The organism is Pseudogemmobacter faecipullorum (genome assembly GCF_020539525.1).
GTDB classification, from domain to species: domain Bacteria; phylum Pseudomonadota; class Alphaproteobacteria; order Rhodobacterales; family Rhodobacteraceae; genus Pseudogemmobacter; species Pseudogemmobacter faecipullorum.
Map to the genome: position 1 here is coordinate 190,957 of NZ_JACDXX010000005.1, position 14,533 is coordinate 205,489.

Below are 14,533 nucleotides of genomic sequence, written 5' to 3' on the forward strand. Positions count from 1 at the left end.
TCTCCTTAACCCCGGCGCGCGCGCCAGATCTGCCAGATCACTACCAGCGCCCAGACAAAGGCGGCGATAGCGGCGAGATCGGCGAGAAAGACATAGCGCGGCGGCCAGCCCATCTCGGCACCGATCAGCTGCACGAGGATCCACAAGAGCATGGTCCCGGCGATCACGAAGGCGGCAAGCCGGGCCTGCCGCATATCCGCCGGTTTCTGTTTGCCCTTATTGGCACTCATGGTTCTGTCAGTCCTGTTGCAGTCAGTAATCGTTGCTCTTAGCCCTAATGCGGAAGGCCTCAAGCCCCTCGCTGGCAATCAGTTTCGCCTGCGCCACCCATTTGTCACGGGTCACACGGCCTTTGAAGCCTTTGAGATTCTGGTCAACCCAGGCAATCTCGGCCTCAGACCAGGCGGCGATCTGGTCGAAATGGAAGAAGCCCAGCTCATTGAGCAGCTTTTCCAGCGCCGGTCCGACGCCTTCGAGTTCCTTGAGATCATCGGCCTCGCCATTGCGGGCGGCTTCCAGCCCTTTGGGCTGCTCGCCTGCTGGCGCTGCCGGGCTGTCGCTTAGCGGAGCCGCCTGCTCCTGCGCCACCGGCTGATCCTCTTTGCGCAGCCAGGACAGATTCAGCGGCACTTCGGTGCCGTCGATGCGCTTGACGGTCTCGCCCAGATCCACGGCGCGCTGCACCGAGGCATTATAGGGTGCGCGGTTCTGATCAAACTCCTGCAGCGAGGTCAGCCCGCTGACCGGCTCTGAGCCATAGCGGCCATTCTGCGGCCCAGGCACCGGCACCTCACCGGCGCGGAAGCGGGTGATCAGCGCGCGCAGCTTCTCGGGCGACAGATCCTCGTAATAATCCTTGCCGATATTGATCGCAGGCGCATTGGCGCAGGCGCCGATACATTCCACCTCTTCCCAGGAGAATTTCCCGTCCTGCGACAGGCTATGCGGCTGCGGCGAGATCAGCTCTTTGCAGACCTCGATCAGTTCCTCGGCGCCGCAGATCATGCAGGACGTGGTGCCGCAGATCTGGATATTAGCAACAGAACCAACCGGTTGCAGCTGGAACATAAAGTAGAAGGTCGCGACTTCCAGCACACGGATATAGGCCATGCCCAGCATATCCGCGACGCATTCAAGCGCCGGCTTGGAGAGCCAGCCCTCCTGCTCCTGGGCACGCCACAACAGCGGAATGACCGCCGAGGCCTGACGGCCCTCGGGATATTTGGTGATCTGGCCCCGCGCCCAGTCAAGGTTGGCGGGCGTGAAGGCGAAGGAGGCCGGCTGCTCAGGGTGAAGGCGACGCAACATTATTGACACTTCTCCGTCTTGACGATCAGAGCGCCATCGCCGTCACGAAACTCAGCCTGCCCGGCTTCCATCAGCTCGAAAACGACGGTGGCAATCCAGTCTTTCTCAAACCCAAGGCCCGGCAGGATGTCGTCGGCATCAGCCTCAGTCATCACACAATCATTGGCTTCGATCGTTTCGATCAGAAGCGCATTCCAGTCAGTCCCCTCCGGCGGAGCAGCGAAAGCCAGCGCCGGAAGCACCAGTGCCATCAGCCCCGGAACAGAAGCGAGGCGCTTCATCTGTCCACCTCACCGAAGACGATATCCATCGTCGCGATGATCGCCGAGACATCGGCCAGCTGATGGCCTTTGCCGAGGTAGTCCATGGCCTGCAGATGGGCATAACCCGGCGCGCGGATCTTGGCGCGGTAGGGTTTATTGCTGCCATCTGCCACCAGATAGACGCCAAACTCGCCCTTGGGGGCCTCAACCGCGGCATAGACCTCGCCCGCCGGGACGTGGAAGCCTTCGGTATAGAGTTTGAAATGGTGGATGAGCGCCTCCATCGAGGTTTTCATGTCACCACGCTTCGGCGGCGTCAGCTTGCCGCGTGCCAGAACATCGGTCTGACCGGCCGGCTCGCGCAGTTTCACAATCGCCTGCTGGATGATTTTCACCGATTCCCGCATTTCGGCCATGCGGCAGAGATAGCGGTCATAGCAGTCGCCGTTTTTGCCAACCGGCACCTGGAAGGTGAATTCGTCATAGCATTCATAGGGCTGCGCGCGACGCAGATCCCAGGCCATGCCCGAGGCCCGCACCATCACCCCCGAGAAGCCCCAGGCCAGAGCATCCTGCTGCGACACCACGGCAATATCGACGGTGCGCTGCTTGAAGATCCGGTTTTCGGTGATCAGCGTATCGATATCATCGATCAGCTGCGGGAAGGTCTCGCACCAGGCCTCGATATCATCGATCAGCTTCGGCGGCAGGTCCTGATGGACGCCACCGGGGCGGAAATAGGCGGCGTGCAGACGGGCACCACAGGCACGCTCATAGAACTGCATCAGTTCCTCGCGGGCGGTAAAGCCCCAGAGCGGCGGCGTCAGCGCACCAATATCAAGCGCGCCGGTGGTGACGTTCATCAGATGGTTCAGGATCCGGCCGATTTCCGAGAACAGAACCCGGATCAGCTGGCCACGGCGCGGCACCACAGTGCCGGTCAGTTTTTCAATCGCCAGGCACCAGGCATGTTCCTGATTCATCGGCGCCACGTAATCGAGGCGGTCGAAATAGGGCAGGTTCTGCAGATAGGTGCGGCTTTCCATCAGCTTCTCGGTGCCACGGTGCAGCAGGCCGATATGCGGGTCAGCGCGTTCAACAATCTCGCCGTCCAGCTCAAGCACCAGACGAAGAACGCCATGGGCTGCAGGGTGTTGCGGACCGAAGTTGATGTTGAAGTTACGGATGCGCTGCTCGGATGTCTCGATATCCATCGAGCCATCATCGTAATGGTTGCGGCGCATATCTTCGGTTTGCGAGCCGTCCATCACTTCGCCTCCGCTTTCTGATCGCCCGGAAGGATATATTCAGCACCTTCCCAGGGGGACATGAAATCAAACTGGCGGTATTCCTGCACCAGCTTCACCGGCTCATAGACCACGCGCTTCTGCACTTCATCATAGCGCAGCTCGACATAGCCCGTGGTCGGGAAGTCCTTGCGCAGCGGATGGCCGCGGAAGCCGTAATCGGTCAGGATGCGGCGCAGGTCGGGATGGTTCGAGAACAGGATCCCGAACATGTCAAAGACCTCACGCTCGAACCAGTTGGCGGCCGGGAAGAGCGGCACCAGCGAGGGCACCATCTCATCTTCACGCAGAGCCAGCTTCAGGCGGATGCGCTGGTTCCGGTACATCGACAGGAAGTGGTAAACCACTTCAAACCGGGCCGGACGCTCGGGGTAATCAACGGCGGTGATATCGATCAGGGTCGAAAACTGGCAGGTCGCATCATCGCGCAGATATTCTACCAGCGCCGCAAGATGGGCCGCATTGGTGGTGAGGGTCAGCTCATCAAAAGCGATGGCGCTCGACAGCACCAGATCAGCCTGTTTCAGGGTGATGGTGGCAGCCAGTTCCTGGAGTGCTTCGGTCATATTTCTTACCTCACCAGGGTGCCGGTGCGGCGGATTTTGCGCTGCAGCTGCAGCAGGCCATAGAGCAATGCCTCAGCCGTGGGCGGGCAGCCCGGCACATAGACATCGACCGGAACCACACGGTCACAGCCGCGCACCACCGAATAGGAATAATGGTAATAGCCACCGCCATTGGCGCAGGAGCCCATCGAGACCACATAGCGCGGCTCGGGCATCTGGTCATAGACCTTGCGCAGCGCCGGGGCCATTTTATTGGTCAGCGTGCCGGCAACGATCATCAGGTCCGACTGGCGCGGCGAGGCGCGCGGCGCCATGCCAAAGCGCTCAACGTCATAATGCGGCATCGACATCTGGATCATCTCGACCGCGCAGCAGGCCAGACCAAAGGTCATCCAGTGCAGCGAGCCGATCCGCGCCCAGTTGATGACATCCTCGGTCGAGGTCAGCAGAAAGCCCTTATCCTGCAGATCGCGCGAAAAGGCGGCAACATCGCCGTCACGGTCCAGACCGACCGTATTGGCTCCGGTCATCACTCCCATTCGAGAGCTCCCTTCTTCCATTCATAGGCGAAGCCGATGGTCAGAACACCAAGGAAGACCATCATCGACCAGAAAGCGGTCATCGAGATTTCGCTGAACGTCACGGCCCAGGGGAAGAGGAAGGCAACCTCAAGATCGAAGATGATGAACAGGATCGACACGAGGTAGAACCGCACGTCAAATTTCATCCGCGCATCGTCAAAGGCGTTGAAACCGCATTCATAGGCGGAGACCTTCTCCGGATCAGGGTTCCGGATCGCAATCACTGCTGCCGCAAGGATCAGGACGAGGCCAAGCCCCACCGCGATCAGAAGCAGAATGACAATCGGAAGATACTCTCGGAAATACGGGTCCACGAGATGCTCCTTCAGCTGGCGTCAGCGAGCCCGGGGCCCATTATGAAACCCCGTTGCACTCTGGCAAGGCTTTACCCCTGCCCCTTGGCGGGGTCAACCAATCGCACTCTGGTTTTAGCCGTTCTGCCCGCCGGTTTTTTTGGCATTTTCAGTGCAATTACCGCTATCTGCCCGAAACAAAGGGCAAAGCCCCGCCCGGCTTTATGCAAACGCAGCATGGCATGGCCGGAAATAAATCCGGAAAGAATCGCCGCGCGGCAATCTGTCGCCATAACCTTGAAAAACACTCAGAAATTATCTTGCGCGCAGGAACGGATTGCAGACAAAAACCCGCCCGGGCGCATGCCCCCCGGACCGGGCTTTCGCGGCAGCGCGGTACTGGTGCGGCAGCGCATCCGGGAGCGGGCGCAGGGCCCGGCGCCAGCCGTCCCCAAGCCCTGCTCTGCCGCCTGGCTGTCTGAAAGGAATTTAAATGCCCTGCCTGGCTGTACCGACGCCCTGGGCGCGATTGCTCTGCCCTGCCTCTGGCCTGCCCTCACCCCTGCGCCGCTGCTCTCCGGGCGCGCTTCCAGCCCTCTCCCTGAGGTCTTCGGATCGGCCAGGGCAGCGCTGACGCCCTGCGCCCGCCTTCACTGCCCAGCCAGACGCTCTGCGCAGTCATGATGCGGGCCGAACAGCAGTTCCGGGCCATGGCAGATCTGAGTCTTATGGCCTTCCGCCAGACCTGGTCAAATACCAGGAAAGCCAGGCCAGTCCCACGAAAATTCACCACGGTATCAGAGGCTTATCTTGATCCGCCCCCCATACACCACTGCAGCCTGCCCCTGCACCGCGTCGATCCCGCACAGCAGTGCTGCGCCGGGCGGAATGAGCCGCTGTCAGCGGTAAATCCAAAAAAACCTGCCGCGCCCTGGCAGATAATCGGGGGCGCGACAGCGGGTCTGTCAGTCGATATCCGGCGCGGCGGCGGGCTCAAACTCTTCCGCCTGCCCCAGCAGCAGCACCTCTTCGCGGATGATCCGGGCGATCAGAGCCGCATCTTCGGGGCTGAAACTCAGCGGCAGGCGCATATCCATCAGCCCCGCCAGGATGCGGTCGGTTGCCGGGCAGGACTGCGCCCCGGCATAGCGCCAGTGCGGATAGCGCGAGGTGAAGGCGACCGGATCCTCAGCGCCAAACCATTTCAGCTCAACCCCGCGCGCCACACAGCGCGCCATGAGAGCGGTGATCCGGCCCTCTTCCCAGCCGGGCAACAGGAACTGGAAGGACGAGGCGACATGGCGCTCGGCCTCGGGGCGGCCGATCAGCCGCAGCCCGGGCACATCCGCCAGCCCCTGTTCCATCGCCCGGTAAAGCGCCGTCCAGGCGGCGGCGCGGGCGGGCAGCAAAGCGACCTGAGGGCGCAGAATCGCCGCGCGCAGATTATCCATCCGCCCCGAGACATTCGGCACATCCAGCTTCAGCTGTTCAAATGCCTCGGGCCCGGGTGCGGCGCGGTGGCGGGTATAAAGCATATAAGACCCTGAGAGCAGCACCATACGTGCCGCCATTTCCGCATCATCGGTGATCAGCAGCCCGCCCTCACCCGAATTCATATGCTTATAGGTCTGGGTGGAATAGCAGCCGATCAGACCGTGCCGTCCTGAGGGCACCCCCTCCCATTCTGCCCCCATCGTATGGGCGCAATCCTCGATCACCCTCACCCCCAGCTGATCGCAGAGCCTGATCAGCGCCGGCATATCGCAGACATGGCCGCGCATATGCGACAGCAGCAGCAGCTTTGCCCCGCTGGCCGCGGCCTTGCGCGCCAGATCGGCAAAATCCAGCACCAGATCATCGGTAATCTCGACAAAGACCGGCCGCCCGCCCGCCGCCGCAATCGCGCCGGGCACCGGGGCAAGGGTGAAGGCATTGGTCAGCACCGCCTCGCCCGGCTCCAGCCCGGCTGCGCGCAAAGCACAGCCCATGGCATAGCCACCCGAGGCCACCGCCAGACAATAGCGCGCCCCAGTGAAGGCGGCGAATTCCTCTTCCAGCAGACAGGCCTCGCCCGCCTCCCCCGGCACGGTATTATAGCGGTGCAGCCGCCCGTGACGTAGCACCTCAAGAGCCGCTGCAATCCCTGCCTCCGGGATCGGCTCCTGCTGGGTGAAATTGCCGGTGAATGTCACTCCGGATCGCAGATCTTCCAAAACCCTGTCCTTCACAGTTTCTGTCCGCCCGCCTGCCCGCTCTGCCGCCCGCCTCAGGGTCAGCCAGATGCGCCCCGGCAGCGCTCTGCCTGACATGCCCCAGGATTGCCGCAATGAACAGAGTAACATGACAGAAGCGCCCGGCCCACAGACTGGCGAGACCAGGCGCGCCGGCAAGATGACAGCTTTATTCATTGGCCCTGCGGCCCGCTTCCCGGCAGAACAGGGGCAGCTCGCTCCAGACCGAAAGGCCCCTCCCATGCGTTTCCCGCTTCTTGCCGCCGCCATAGCCTCAGCCTCGCTGGCTTTCGGCTTTGCTCTGCCGGCCCGCGCCGATCTGGTGATCGAGGGCCGCGCCGCCCAGGCGCTGCATTGCGCCGCCTTGCTGTTTATCGCCTCGGAAGAGCTGCATGAGGCAGGCTATCTGCCGGTGCGCGATTATAACTACGCCCAGAAAGCCGCCCTGGTGATGCTGACCTATGTGCCGGGCAGCGATGAGCAGAAGGTTCAGGCCATGGGCCAGCGCTTCGAAAAACTGCTCAGCCGCAAGACCCTGCCCGAGCTGCTGAGCGAATTCGACAAAACCGCGCCCTGGTGCCAGAAGACCTTTCTCTGACCGCCTGCCCGGGCTCAGCTCCGGGCCAGCAGGCGGGTTGCCAGATCGGGCAGATCCTCATAGCGCGCCAGCAGTGCCTCGGGCTGCAGCCGGGCGATGCCCTCGCCCTCGGGGCCAAAAGTGACCAGCGCCACCGGCACCCCTGCGGCGCGTCCGGTCAGCAGGTCGGTCTCGGTATCGCCGATCAGCACCGAGCGTGCCATCCTGCCCCCGGCGCTTTCGACAGCGAGGCGATAGGGCGCGACATCGGGTTTACGGGTCGGCAGGGTATCTGCACCGACCAGCGCGGCAAAGAGATCACGGATCCCCAGTTCGCGCAGCAAAGCCTCGGCCAGGGCGGCGGGCTTATTGGTGCAGACCGTGGTGATATAGCCCAGATCATGCAGCGCAGAGATCGCCTCAACCGTGCCGGGATAGGGGCGGCTGTGAACGGCAATCGCCTCGCGGTAATGACGCAGCAGTTCGGGATACCAGCGGTCGATCCCCGGCTCATCCACCAGCTCGCCGATCCGGCTGAAGCCCAGCCGCAACATCGCCCGCCCGCCATGAAACGCCGTCAGCGAATCCGCGCTGGTCAGAGGGCTGCCCTGGCCCATAGCCGAAAAACAGGCATTTGCCGCCGCCAGAAGATCGGCACTGGTGTCGACCAGGGTGCCGTCCAGGTCGAAAACCACGCAATCGCCGGTGGCTTTTCTGATATCCGTCATATTCTGCAACATCCGGCAATCCTCTGTGACCGATCCCCCCCTTGGCGACTGGTCCTGTCCCGCGTAGAACGACGCGGCATCATTTGAAAGGGCCAGAATGCCGGTCTCCCTCATCATCCTGGCCGCAGGCCAGGGCAGCCGCATGAATTCGGACCTGCCCAAGGTCTTGCATAAAGTCGCGGCGGCACCGCTGTTGCATCATGCGATGACCGCTGGTGCAGCGCTTGCCCCCGAGCAGGTGGTGGTGGTGACGGGCCATGGCTCGGATGCGGTTTCTGCCGCTGCGATCAGCTTTGACCCCGAGGTCTCGATCGTGCTGCAGACCGAGCAGAACGGCACCGGCCATGCCGTCGATCAGGCGCGCGGCCTGCTGGCGGATGCTGCGGGCGACGTGATCGTGCTATACGGCGACACACCCTTTATCCGGGCCGAGACGCTGGAGACCATGCTCGAGGCCCGCGCCCGCCATGCAGTGGTGGTCCTGGGCTTTGAGGCCGCCGATCCGGGCCGTTATGGCCGGCTGGTGGTCGAAGGTGCCAGCCTTGAGCGGATCGTCGAATATAAAGACGCAAGCGAGGCCGAGCGCGCCATTACTCTGTGCAATTCCGGCGTGATCTGCGCCTCGGCGCGCGACCTGTTCTCGCTGGTCGGCGAGATCGGCAATGAAAATGCCAGCGGCGAATATTATCTGACCGATATCGTCGCCCTCGCCCGCGCCCGTGGCCTTTCGGCGGGGGTGGTGATCTGCGACGAGGCCGAGACCCTGGGGGTGAACACCCGCGCCGAACTGGCCGGGGCCGAAGCCGCTTTCCAGGCCCGGGCCCGAGCCGAGGCACTGGAGAATGGCGTCACCCTGACCGCGCCGGAAACCGTGTTCTTCGCCCTGGATACCGTGATCGGGCGCGATGCGATCATCGGCCCGCATGTGCTGTTTGGCACCCGTGTGACCATCGAGAGCGAGGCCGAGGTCAAGGGCTTTTGCCATCTTGAGGGCTGCCATATCTCGCGCGGGGCTGATGTCGGCCCCTTTGCCCGGCTGCGTCCCGGGGCCGAGCTGGCCGAGAATGTCCATGTCGGAAATTTCGTCGAGATCAAAAACGCCATCCTTGATGAAGGCGTTAAGGTCGGCCATCTGACCTATATCGGCGATGCCGATGTGGGCGAGTTTACCAATATCGGCGCGGGCACCGTCACCTGCAATTACGACGGGGTGATGAAGCATCGCACCAGGATCGGCAAAAACGCTTTCATCGGCTCGGATACGATGCTGGTGGCGCCGGTCACTTTGGGCGATGGCGCGCTGACCGGCTCGGGCTCGGTCATCACCGGCGATGTGCCCGCCGGTGCCCTGGCCCTGGCCCGGGCGCGTCAGGTCAATAAACCCGGTCTTGCAGAAAAGATCTTCACCAGACTCAGGGCCATTAAGGCCACAGGAAATAAAGGATAATTTCATGTGTGGCATTATTGGCGTCCTGGGCAGTCATGAAGCTGCGCCCCTGCTGGTCGAGGGGCTGAAACGGCTTGAGTATCGCGGCTATGATTCCGCCGGTATCGCGACGGTAAATGATGGCCAGCTCGACCGCCGCCGCGCGGTGGGCAAGCTGGTCAATCTCTCTGACCTGCTGGTGCATCAGCCGCTGGCCGGGAAATCCGGCATCGGCCATACCCGCTGGGCCACCCATGGCGCGCCGACCGTCACCAATGCCCATCCGCATCGCGCCGGCGGTGTGGCAGTGGTGCATAATGGCATTATCGAGAATTTCCGCAGCCTGCGTGAGGCCCTGTCCGGGGATGGCTATCACCAGGAATCCGAGACCGATACCGAGACCGTGGCCCTGCTGTTGCAGCGCGAGCGCGACCGGGGCGCGGCGCCGGTCGAAGCCGCACGCCGGACGCTGCAGCAGCTCGAGGGCGCTTTCGCGCTCTGCATCCTGTTTGAGGGCGAGCAGGATCTGATGATCTGCGCCCGCAAGGGCAGCCCGCTCGCGATCGGGCGTGGCGAGGGCGAGATGTTCGTCGGCTCAGACGCCATTGCGCTGGCGCCGATGACCGACCGCATCACCTATCTCGACGAGGGCGACTGGGCGGTGATCACCCGCAAGGGCGCCGAGATCTATGATGCCGAGGGCAATCCGGTCAGCCGGGCCGAGACCCGGATCCAGCTTGATGCAGCCCGCGTCGAAAAGGGCGGCTTCAAACATTTCATGGCCAAAGAGATTGCCGAACAGCCGGTGGTGATGGCCGATGCTCTGCGCCATTACACCGGCTCTTCGGCCGCCCCGGCGCTGAACCTGCCCGAGGGCCTTGATTTCACCGGCATTGACCGGGTGGTGATGGTGGCCTGTGGCACCGCGAGCTATGCGACCCATGTAGCGAAATACTGGTTCGAACAGATCGCTGGCCTGCCCGCCGAGATCGATGTCGCCAGCGAATTCCGCTACCGCGAGCCGGTGCTCTCGGAAAAAAGCATGGCGATTTTCGTCAGCCAGTCGGGCGAGACCGCCGATACACTCGCCGCTTTGCGCTATGTGAAGAGCAAGGTCGCGAAAGTGGTTTCTGTGGTCAATGTGCCGACCTCTTCGATCGCGCGTGAAAGCGATCTGGCGCTGCCGATCCTGGCTGGCACGGAAATCGGCGTGGCCTCGACCAAGGCCTTTACCTGCCAGCTGACGGTTCTGGCGCTGATGGCGCTGAAAGCCGCCGCCGACCGGGGCAGGCTCTCGCCCGCAGATCTGAGCGCCAGGCTGGAAAGCCTGCGCGCCATGCCGGGCCTGCTCAATGCGGCGCTGGCGAGCTCGGACAGCATCGCCCAGATCGCCAATGAACTGGCCAGGGCCTCGGATATTCTGTTCCTCGGACGCGGGCCGATGTATCCGATGGCGCTGGAAGGTGCGCTGAAGCTGAAAGAGATCAGCTATATCCATGCCGAAGGCTATGCTTCGGGTGAACTGAAACACGGGCCTATCGCGCTGATCGACGAGAAAGTGCCGGTCATCGTTATGGCCCCGATGGATGCTTTGTTCGATAAGACGGTGTCGAATATGCAGGAGGTGATGGCGCGCCACGGCAAGGTGCTGCTGCTCTCGGATGCGAAGGGTTTGGCAGAAGCGGGCGAAGGCACCTGGGCGCAGCTGGCGCTGCCAGCGGTCGAGCCGGTCTGGGCACCGATCCTCTATGCCGTCCCGGCGCAGCTTCTGGCCTATCACACCGCGATTGCCAAAGGCACCGATGTCGACCAGCCGCGCAACCTCGCGAAATCGGTGACGGTCGAGTAAACACCGGCCCGCCGGGTCCGCCCCGGACCGCCAGGGATCAGGGGAGCAGCTGCAGGGCCGCTCCCCTTTTTCATCAACGGTGGCAGCGGGGCGACCGTTCCGCTGCTGGTGCAATCCGGGGGTTTTCACCCTGAGCCAGCGCTTTTGCCGATGAAATCCACGCCCTCCCCCCTTGATCCCCCGGCCCCGATCCGCAAGGAGAAGGTTTGCCATGCTGTTGTGCGGCCAGATCCCTCTGGCCCGGACGGGGCCTGGCCTTGATGGAATGACCGGCCCGCCCTGGCAGACCGGCTGCGCAGAAGGATGATCCCAGATGGTAACCAGCACCGAGGCGCTTGCGGCCCTGACCGCGCTTGGCAATGCAGAGCGTGCCGCCGCAGCCGCGGTCAGCCATAAATCGGACCGGGTCTTTCTTGGCGTCGCCGTGCCCGAGATCAGCGCCCTGGCCAAGGCCTGGCGCGATGAGATCAGCCTCGACGCGCGCCTCAGCCTCGCCGATGCTTTATGGCAGAGCGATATTCACGAGGCCCGGATTGCCGCCTGCCGCCTGCTGGTTCAGGCCCGGATCACCCCGGATGCGGCGGTCTGGGCCCTGATCACCTCCTGGCTGCCCGCGCTTGATATCGGGGCGCTGGCCGATCAGCTCGGCGATGCCGGGGCACGCCGGGTCAGTGCCGATCCGGCGCGGCTCGATGAGGTGGAGAGCTGGGTGAAAAGCCCGCATCTCTGGACCCGCCGCGCGGCGCTGGATTTCACTTTGCCCTGGGCCAAGATGAACCATCTCAAACCCGCCGATCTGGAGGCGCGCGAGCGCATCCTTGGCTGGGCGGGCGAGCTGGTGGCCGACCGCGACTGGAATATGCAAAAGGCGCTTGGCCTGTGGATCCGCGATCTGTCGAAACATGATGCGGCACGGGCGCGTGATTTCCTCACTGGCCCGGGAACCGGGCTGAAGAGCTTTGCCCGCAAACTGGCGAAAACCTGGCTGCAGGACTGAACCCCTCCCGGGCAGCGGGCGCGCGCCGCCCCTGCCCCCCCGGGCAGTGTCTCCGCCCCTCTGCACGACCCGCTACAAGCCTGGCCCGATCCGGCCCGGGAACTGCGCGGCTCTCTGTCGTTCGCAATCTGCGAACACCGCTTACACTGCCGCGGTGATGGCTCTGCCCGGGGCCCTGGCCTATAACCCTCACATCTGATCGTGAGGAGTTTTCCATGCCCACCCTGTATTTTGCGCCCGGTGCCTGCTCGCTCGCACCCCATATCGTGCTGGAATGGATCGGCGCGCCCTATAAGGCGGTGAAGGTCGGCTATGGCTCACCCGAGCTGCTGGCGGTGAACCCGACCGGCGCCGTGCCGACCCTGATCGAGGAGGACGGCTGGATCCTGACCCAGGCCGGGGCCATTCTCGACTATCTTGCCGCCAAACATCCCGAAGCCGGTCTGGCAGGCGAGGACAGCCTGCGCGGCAAGGCCGAGGCACATAAATGGTCGGCCTTTCTGACCTCGGATCTGCATGCCTCGTTCTGGCCGGTGTTTATGGCGGGTCGCTTCACCAGTGATCCTTCGGCTGAGGCGCAGAAAAAAGTGACCGAGGCCGGGCTGGAGCTGGTGAAGAAGAAATTCGCCATTCTGAACGCGCATCTTGAGGGCCGTGACTGGATCCTTGCCGGCGGGCGTTCGGTGATTGATGCCTATGCTTTCCCGATGATCCGCTGGGGCAAGGCGAAACTGCCGGGCGGGCTGCAGGATTATCCGCAGATCGCCGCTTTGCATGACCGGCTCGCCGCCGATCCGGCGGTGCAGAAAGTCCTGGCTGATGAGGCCAGGGCCTGAGCTGCAATGGTAAAACCCGCGCGGGCTGTTACGGCCGCCCGCGCCCGTTTCAGGAGTTCGTTTCATGACCACCGGCATTCATCACGTCACCGGCATTACCGCCAATGTTCAGGCCAATGTCGATTTCTACCTCGGCTTTCTAGGCCTGCATCTGGTCAAACAGACCGGCGGCTATGAGGATGCCGAACAGCTGCATCTGTTCTATGGCGATGCGGCGGGCAGCCCGGGCTCTCTGATCTCTTTTCTGGTCTGGGAGGCGGCGGGCCGGGGCCGGACCGGACTTGGTCAGGTCTCGGAGGTCGCCTTCGCTGTCGCGCCCGAGGCCATCGGCGAATGGCTGACCCGCGCGCTTTCGGCCCGGATCCCGGTTGAAGGCCCGAACCGCGAATTCGGCGAGCCGGTGCTGCGGCTGAAAGACCCCGATGGCATGATCGTCAAACTGGTCGGCACGCCCGGGGTGAGCGGCATCCCCCCGGCCCGGATCCGCGCGGTCACGCTGCTGAGCGATCAGGCGGAGGCGACGGCCGATTTTGTCGCCCGTTTCGGCTATCGTGAGATCGCCCGCGAGGGGGCCACCCTCCGCCTCGCCTCGGACAGTGATGTCGTCGATATTCGCGGTGTCAGCGGCTTCGTGCCCTCGATCCCTGGCGCGGGGGTGGCCGATCATCTGGCCTTGCGCGCCGCCGATGCCGCGGCGCTGCGCGCGATGCGGCTGTCTTTGAAAGATTACGGCCCGACCCATGTGCATGACCGCAAATACTTCCTGTCACTTTACGTTCGTGAACCGGGGGGTAGCCTGATCGAATATGCAACCGATGCGCCCGGGATGAGCGTTGATGAGGCCCCGGAGGCGCTTGGCAAAATCCTGTTCCTGCCCGAAAGTGAACAGGCCCGGGCGGATGACCTGCGGGTCATGCTGCCACAATTCGCCCTGCCGGGCGAGGAAAGGTATCCGATGCGTGACCTGCCCTTCATTCACCGCTTTCACCGGCCCGAAAATGCCGATGGCTCAACGATTGTCCTGCTGCATGGCACTGGCGGCAATGAAACCGATCTGATGCCGCTGGCGCATAAGCTGAACCCGCGCGCGACACTGCTTGGGGTCCGCGGCCGCTCGTCCGAGGAGGGGATCAACCGCTGGTTCCGCCGCTTTGACGCGGTGACCTATGATCAGCAGGATATCCGCAATGAGGCCGAAGCTTTCGCCGGTTTCGTCGAAGGCGCGGTCAAGGGCTATGGCATCGCGCCCGAGAGCCTGTCCTTCCTCGGCTATTCCAACGGCGCCAATCTGCTGGCGGCGATCCTGCGGCTGCATCCCGGGGTGATCCGCCGCGCGGTGCTGCTGCGCGGCATTGAGGCGCTGGAAGAGCCGCCCGCTGCCGATCTGCAGGGCACAGAGGTGCTGATGCTGAACGGCGCGCGCGACCCCTATGGCCGGATGACCCCGGTGCTGGAGGCGGCGCTGAAGGCAGGCGGGGCGGATCTGACGGCGAAAACGCTTGCGGCCGGGCATGAGCTGACCCCGGAGGATCTGAGCGAGGCCGCGGCCTGGCTCGCCGCGCGCTAAAACC

The 14,533-nt window shown here is 63.4% G+C and carries 16 protein-coding genes; 6 read left to right on the top strand and 10 right to left on the bottom strand.

Annotated features, from left to right (window positions below; all coding sequences use genetic code 11):
- Window positions 1-5 precede the first annotated feature (5 nt).
- The 9 genes from H0485_RS07470 to H0485_RS07510 form a co-directional block, all read right to left on the bottom strand.
- Window positions 6-230: a DUF5337 domain-containing protein gene (locus H0485_RS07470; RefSeq protein ID WP_226934737.1), complete on the bottom strand. Its 225-nt coding sequence runs from the start codon at window positions 228-230 to the stop codon at window positions 6-8.
- Window positions 231-252: 22 nt separating this feature from the next.
- Window positions 253-1,308 (bottom strand): NADH-quinone oxidoreductase subunit NuoE, encoded by a 1,056-nt coding sequence (gene nuoE, locus H0485_RS07475; RefSeq protein ID WP_226934738.1) that lies wholly within the window; start codon window positions 1,306-1,308, stop codon window positions 253-255.
- On the bottom strand, window positions 1,308-1,589 hold the full coding sequence (locus H0485_RS07480; protein ID WP_226934739.1) for a hypothetical protein: 282 nt from the start codon (window positions 1,587-1,589) through the stop codon (window positions 1,308-1,310). Before H0485_RS07480 ends, nuoE begins: the two co-directional genes overlap by 1 nt.
- Entirely contained in the window at window positions 1,586-2,839 is a 1,254-nt protein-coding gene (locus H0485_RS07485) for an NADH-quinone oxidoreductase subunit D (protein ID WP_226934740.1), read from the bottom strand. The genes H0485_RS07480 and H0485_RS07485 overlap by 4 nt, the downstream gene beginning before the upstream one ends.
- The gene (locus H0485_RS07490) at window positions 2,839-3,444 is read right to left on the bottom strand and encodes an NADH-quinone oxidoreductase subunit C (protein WP_226934741.1); all 606 of its coding nucleotides are present in this window, start codon (window positions 3,442-3,444) and stop codon (window positions 2,839-2,841) included. The genes H0485_RS07485 and H0485_RS07490 overlap by 1 nt, the downstream gene beginning before the upstream one ends.
- 5 nt (window positions 3,445-3,449) lie before the next feature.
- Window positions 3,450-3,983, bottom strand: coding sequence for a NuoB/complex I 20 kDa subunit family protein (locus H0485_RS07495; protein WP_226934742.1), 534 nt, complete (start codon window positions 3,981-3,983; stop codon window positions 3,450-3,452).
- Window positions 3,974-4,339 (bottom strand): NADH-quinone oxidoreductase subunit A, encoded by a 366-nt coding sequence (locus H0485_RS07500; RefSeq protein WP_226934743.1) that lies wholly within the window; start codon window positions 4,337-4,339, stop codon window positions 3,974-3,976. The genes H0485_RS07495 and H0485_RS07500 overlap by 10 nt, the downstream gene beginning before the upstream one ends.
- Window positions 4,340-4,410: 71 nt before the next feature.
- The gene (locus H0485_RS07505; protein WP_226934744.1) at window positions 4,411-4,626 is read right to left on the bottom strand and encodes a hypothetical protein; all 216 of its coding nucleotides are present in this window, start codon (window positions 4,624-4,626) and stop codon (window positions 4,411-4,413) included.
- A gap of 657 nt (window positions 4,627-5,283) precedes the next feature.
- Window positions 5,284-6,531 (bottom strand): DegT/DnrJ/EryC1/StrS family aminotransferase, encoded by a 1,248-nt coding sequence (locus tag H0485_RS07510; protein ID WP_226934745.1) that lies wholly within the window; start codon window positions 6,529-6,531, stop codon window positions 5,284-5,286.
- Between the two features lie 259 nt (window positions 6,532-6,790).
- Here H0485_RS07510 and H0485_RS07515 point away from each other — a divergent pair, with 259 nt between their 5' ends.
- Window positions 6,791-7,147, top strand: coding sequence for a hypothetical protein (locus tag H0485_RS07515; RefSeq protein WP_226934746.1), 357 nt, complete (start codon window positions 6,791-6,793; stop codon window positions 7,145-7,147).
- 14 nt (window positions 7,148-7,161) lie between these two features.
- Here H0485_RS07515 and H0485_RS07520 read toward each other — a convergent pair whose 3' ends face one another.
- Window positions 7,162-7,854, bottom strand: coding sequence for an HAD family hydrolase (locus H0485_RS07520; RefSeq protein ID WP_226934747.1), 693 nt, complete (start codon window positions 7,852-7,854; stop codon window positions 7,162-7,164).
- 97 nt (window positions 7,855-7,951) lie between these two features.
- On the opposite strand from H0485_RS07520, the gene glmU reads away from it, so the two are divergent.
- From glmU to H0485_RS07545, 5 genes are all read left to right on the top strand, one after another.
- On the top strand, window positions 7,952-9,301 hold the full coding sequence (gene glmU, locus H0485_RS07525) for a bifunctional UDP-N-acetylglucosamine diphosphorylase/glucosamine-1-phosphate N-acetyltransferase GlmU (RefSeq protein WP_226934748.1): 1,350 nt from the start codon (window positions 7,952-7,954) through the stop codon (window positions 9,299-9,301).
- Between the two features lie 4 nt (window positions 9,302-9,305).
- Window positions 9,306-11,129 carry a glutamine--fructose-6-phosphate transaminase (isomerizing) gene (gene glmS / locus H0485_RS07530; protein WP_226934749.1) on the top strand — a complete coding sequence of 608 codons (1,824 nt, stop codon included), beginning with the start codon at window positions 9,306-9,308 and terminating at the stop codon, window positions 11,127-11,129.
- Window positions 11,130-11,442: 313 nt separating this feature from the next.
- Entirely contained in the window at window positions 11,443-12,126 is a 684-nt protein-coding gene (locus tag H0485_RS07535) for a DNA alkylation repair protein (protein WP_226934750.1), read from the top strand.
- A gap of 215 nt (window positions 12,127-12,341) precedes the next feature.
- The gene (locus H0485_RS07540) at window positions 12,342-12,962 is read left to right on the top strand and encodes a glutathione S-transferase family protein (protein WP_226934751.1); all 621 of its coding nucleotides are present in this window, start codon (window positions 12,342-12,344) and stop codon (window positions 12,960-12,962) included.
- A 64-nt stretch (window positions 12,963-13,026) separates the two neighbouring features.
- Complete coding sequence (locus tag H0485_RS07545) at window positions 13,027-14,529, top strand: VOC family protein (protein ID WP_226934752.1); 1,503 nt, start codon at window positions 13,027-13,029, stop codon at window positions 14,527-14,529.
- The last annotated feature ends 4 nt before the right edge of the window (window positions 14,530-14,533 follow it).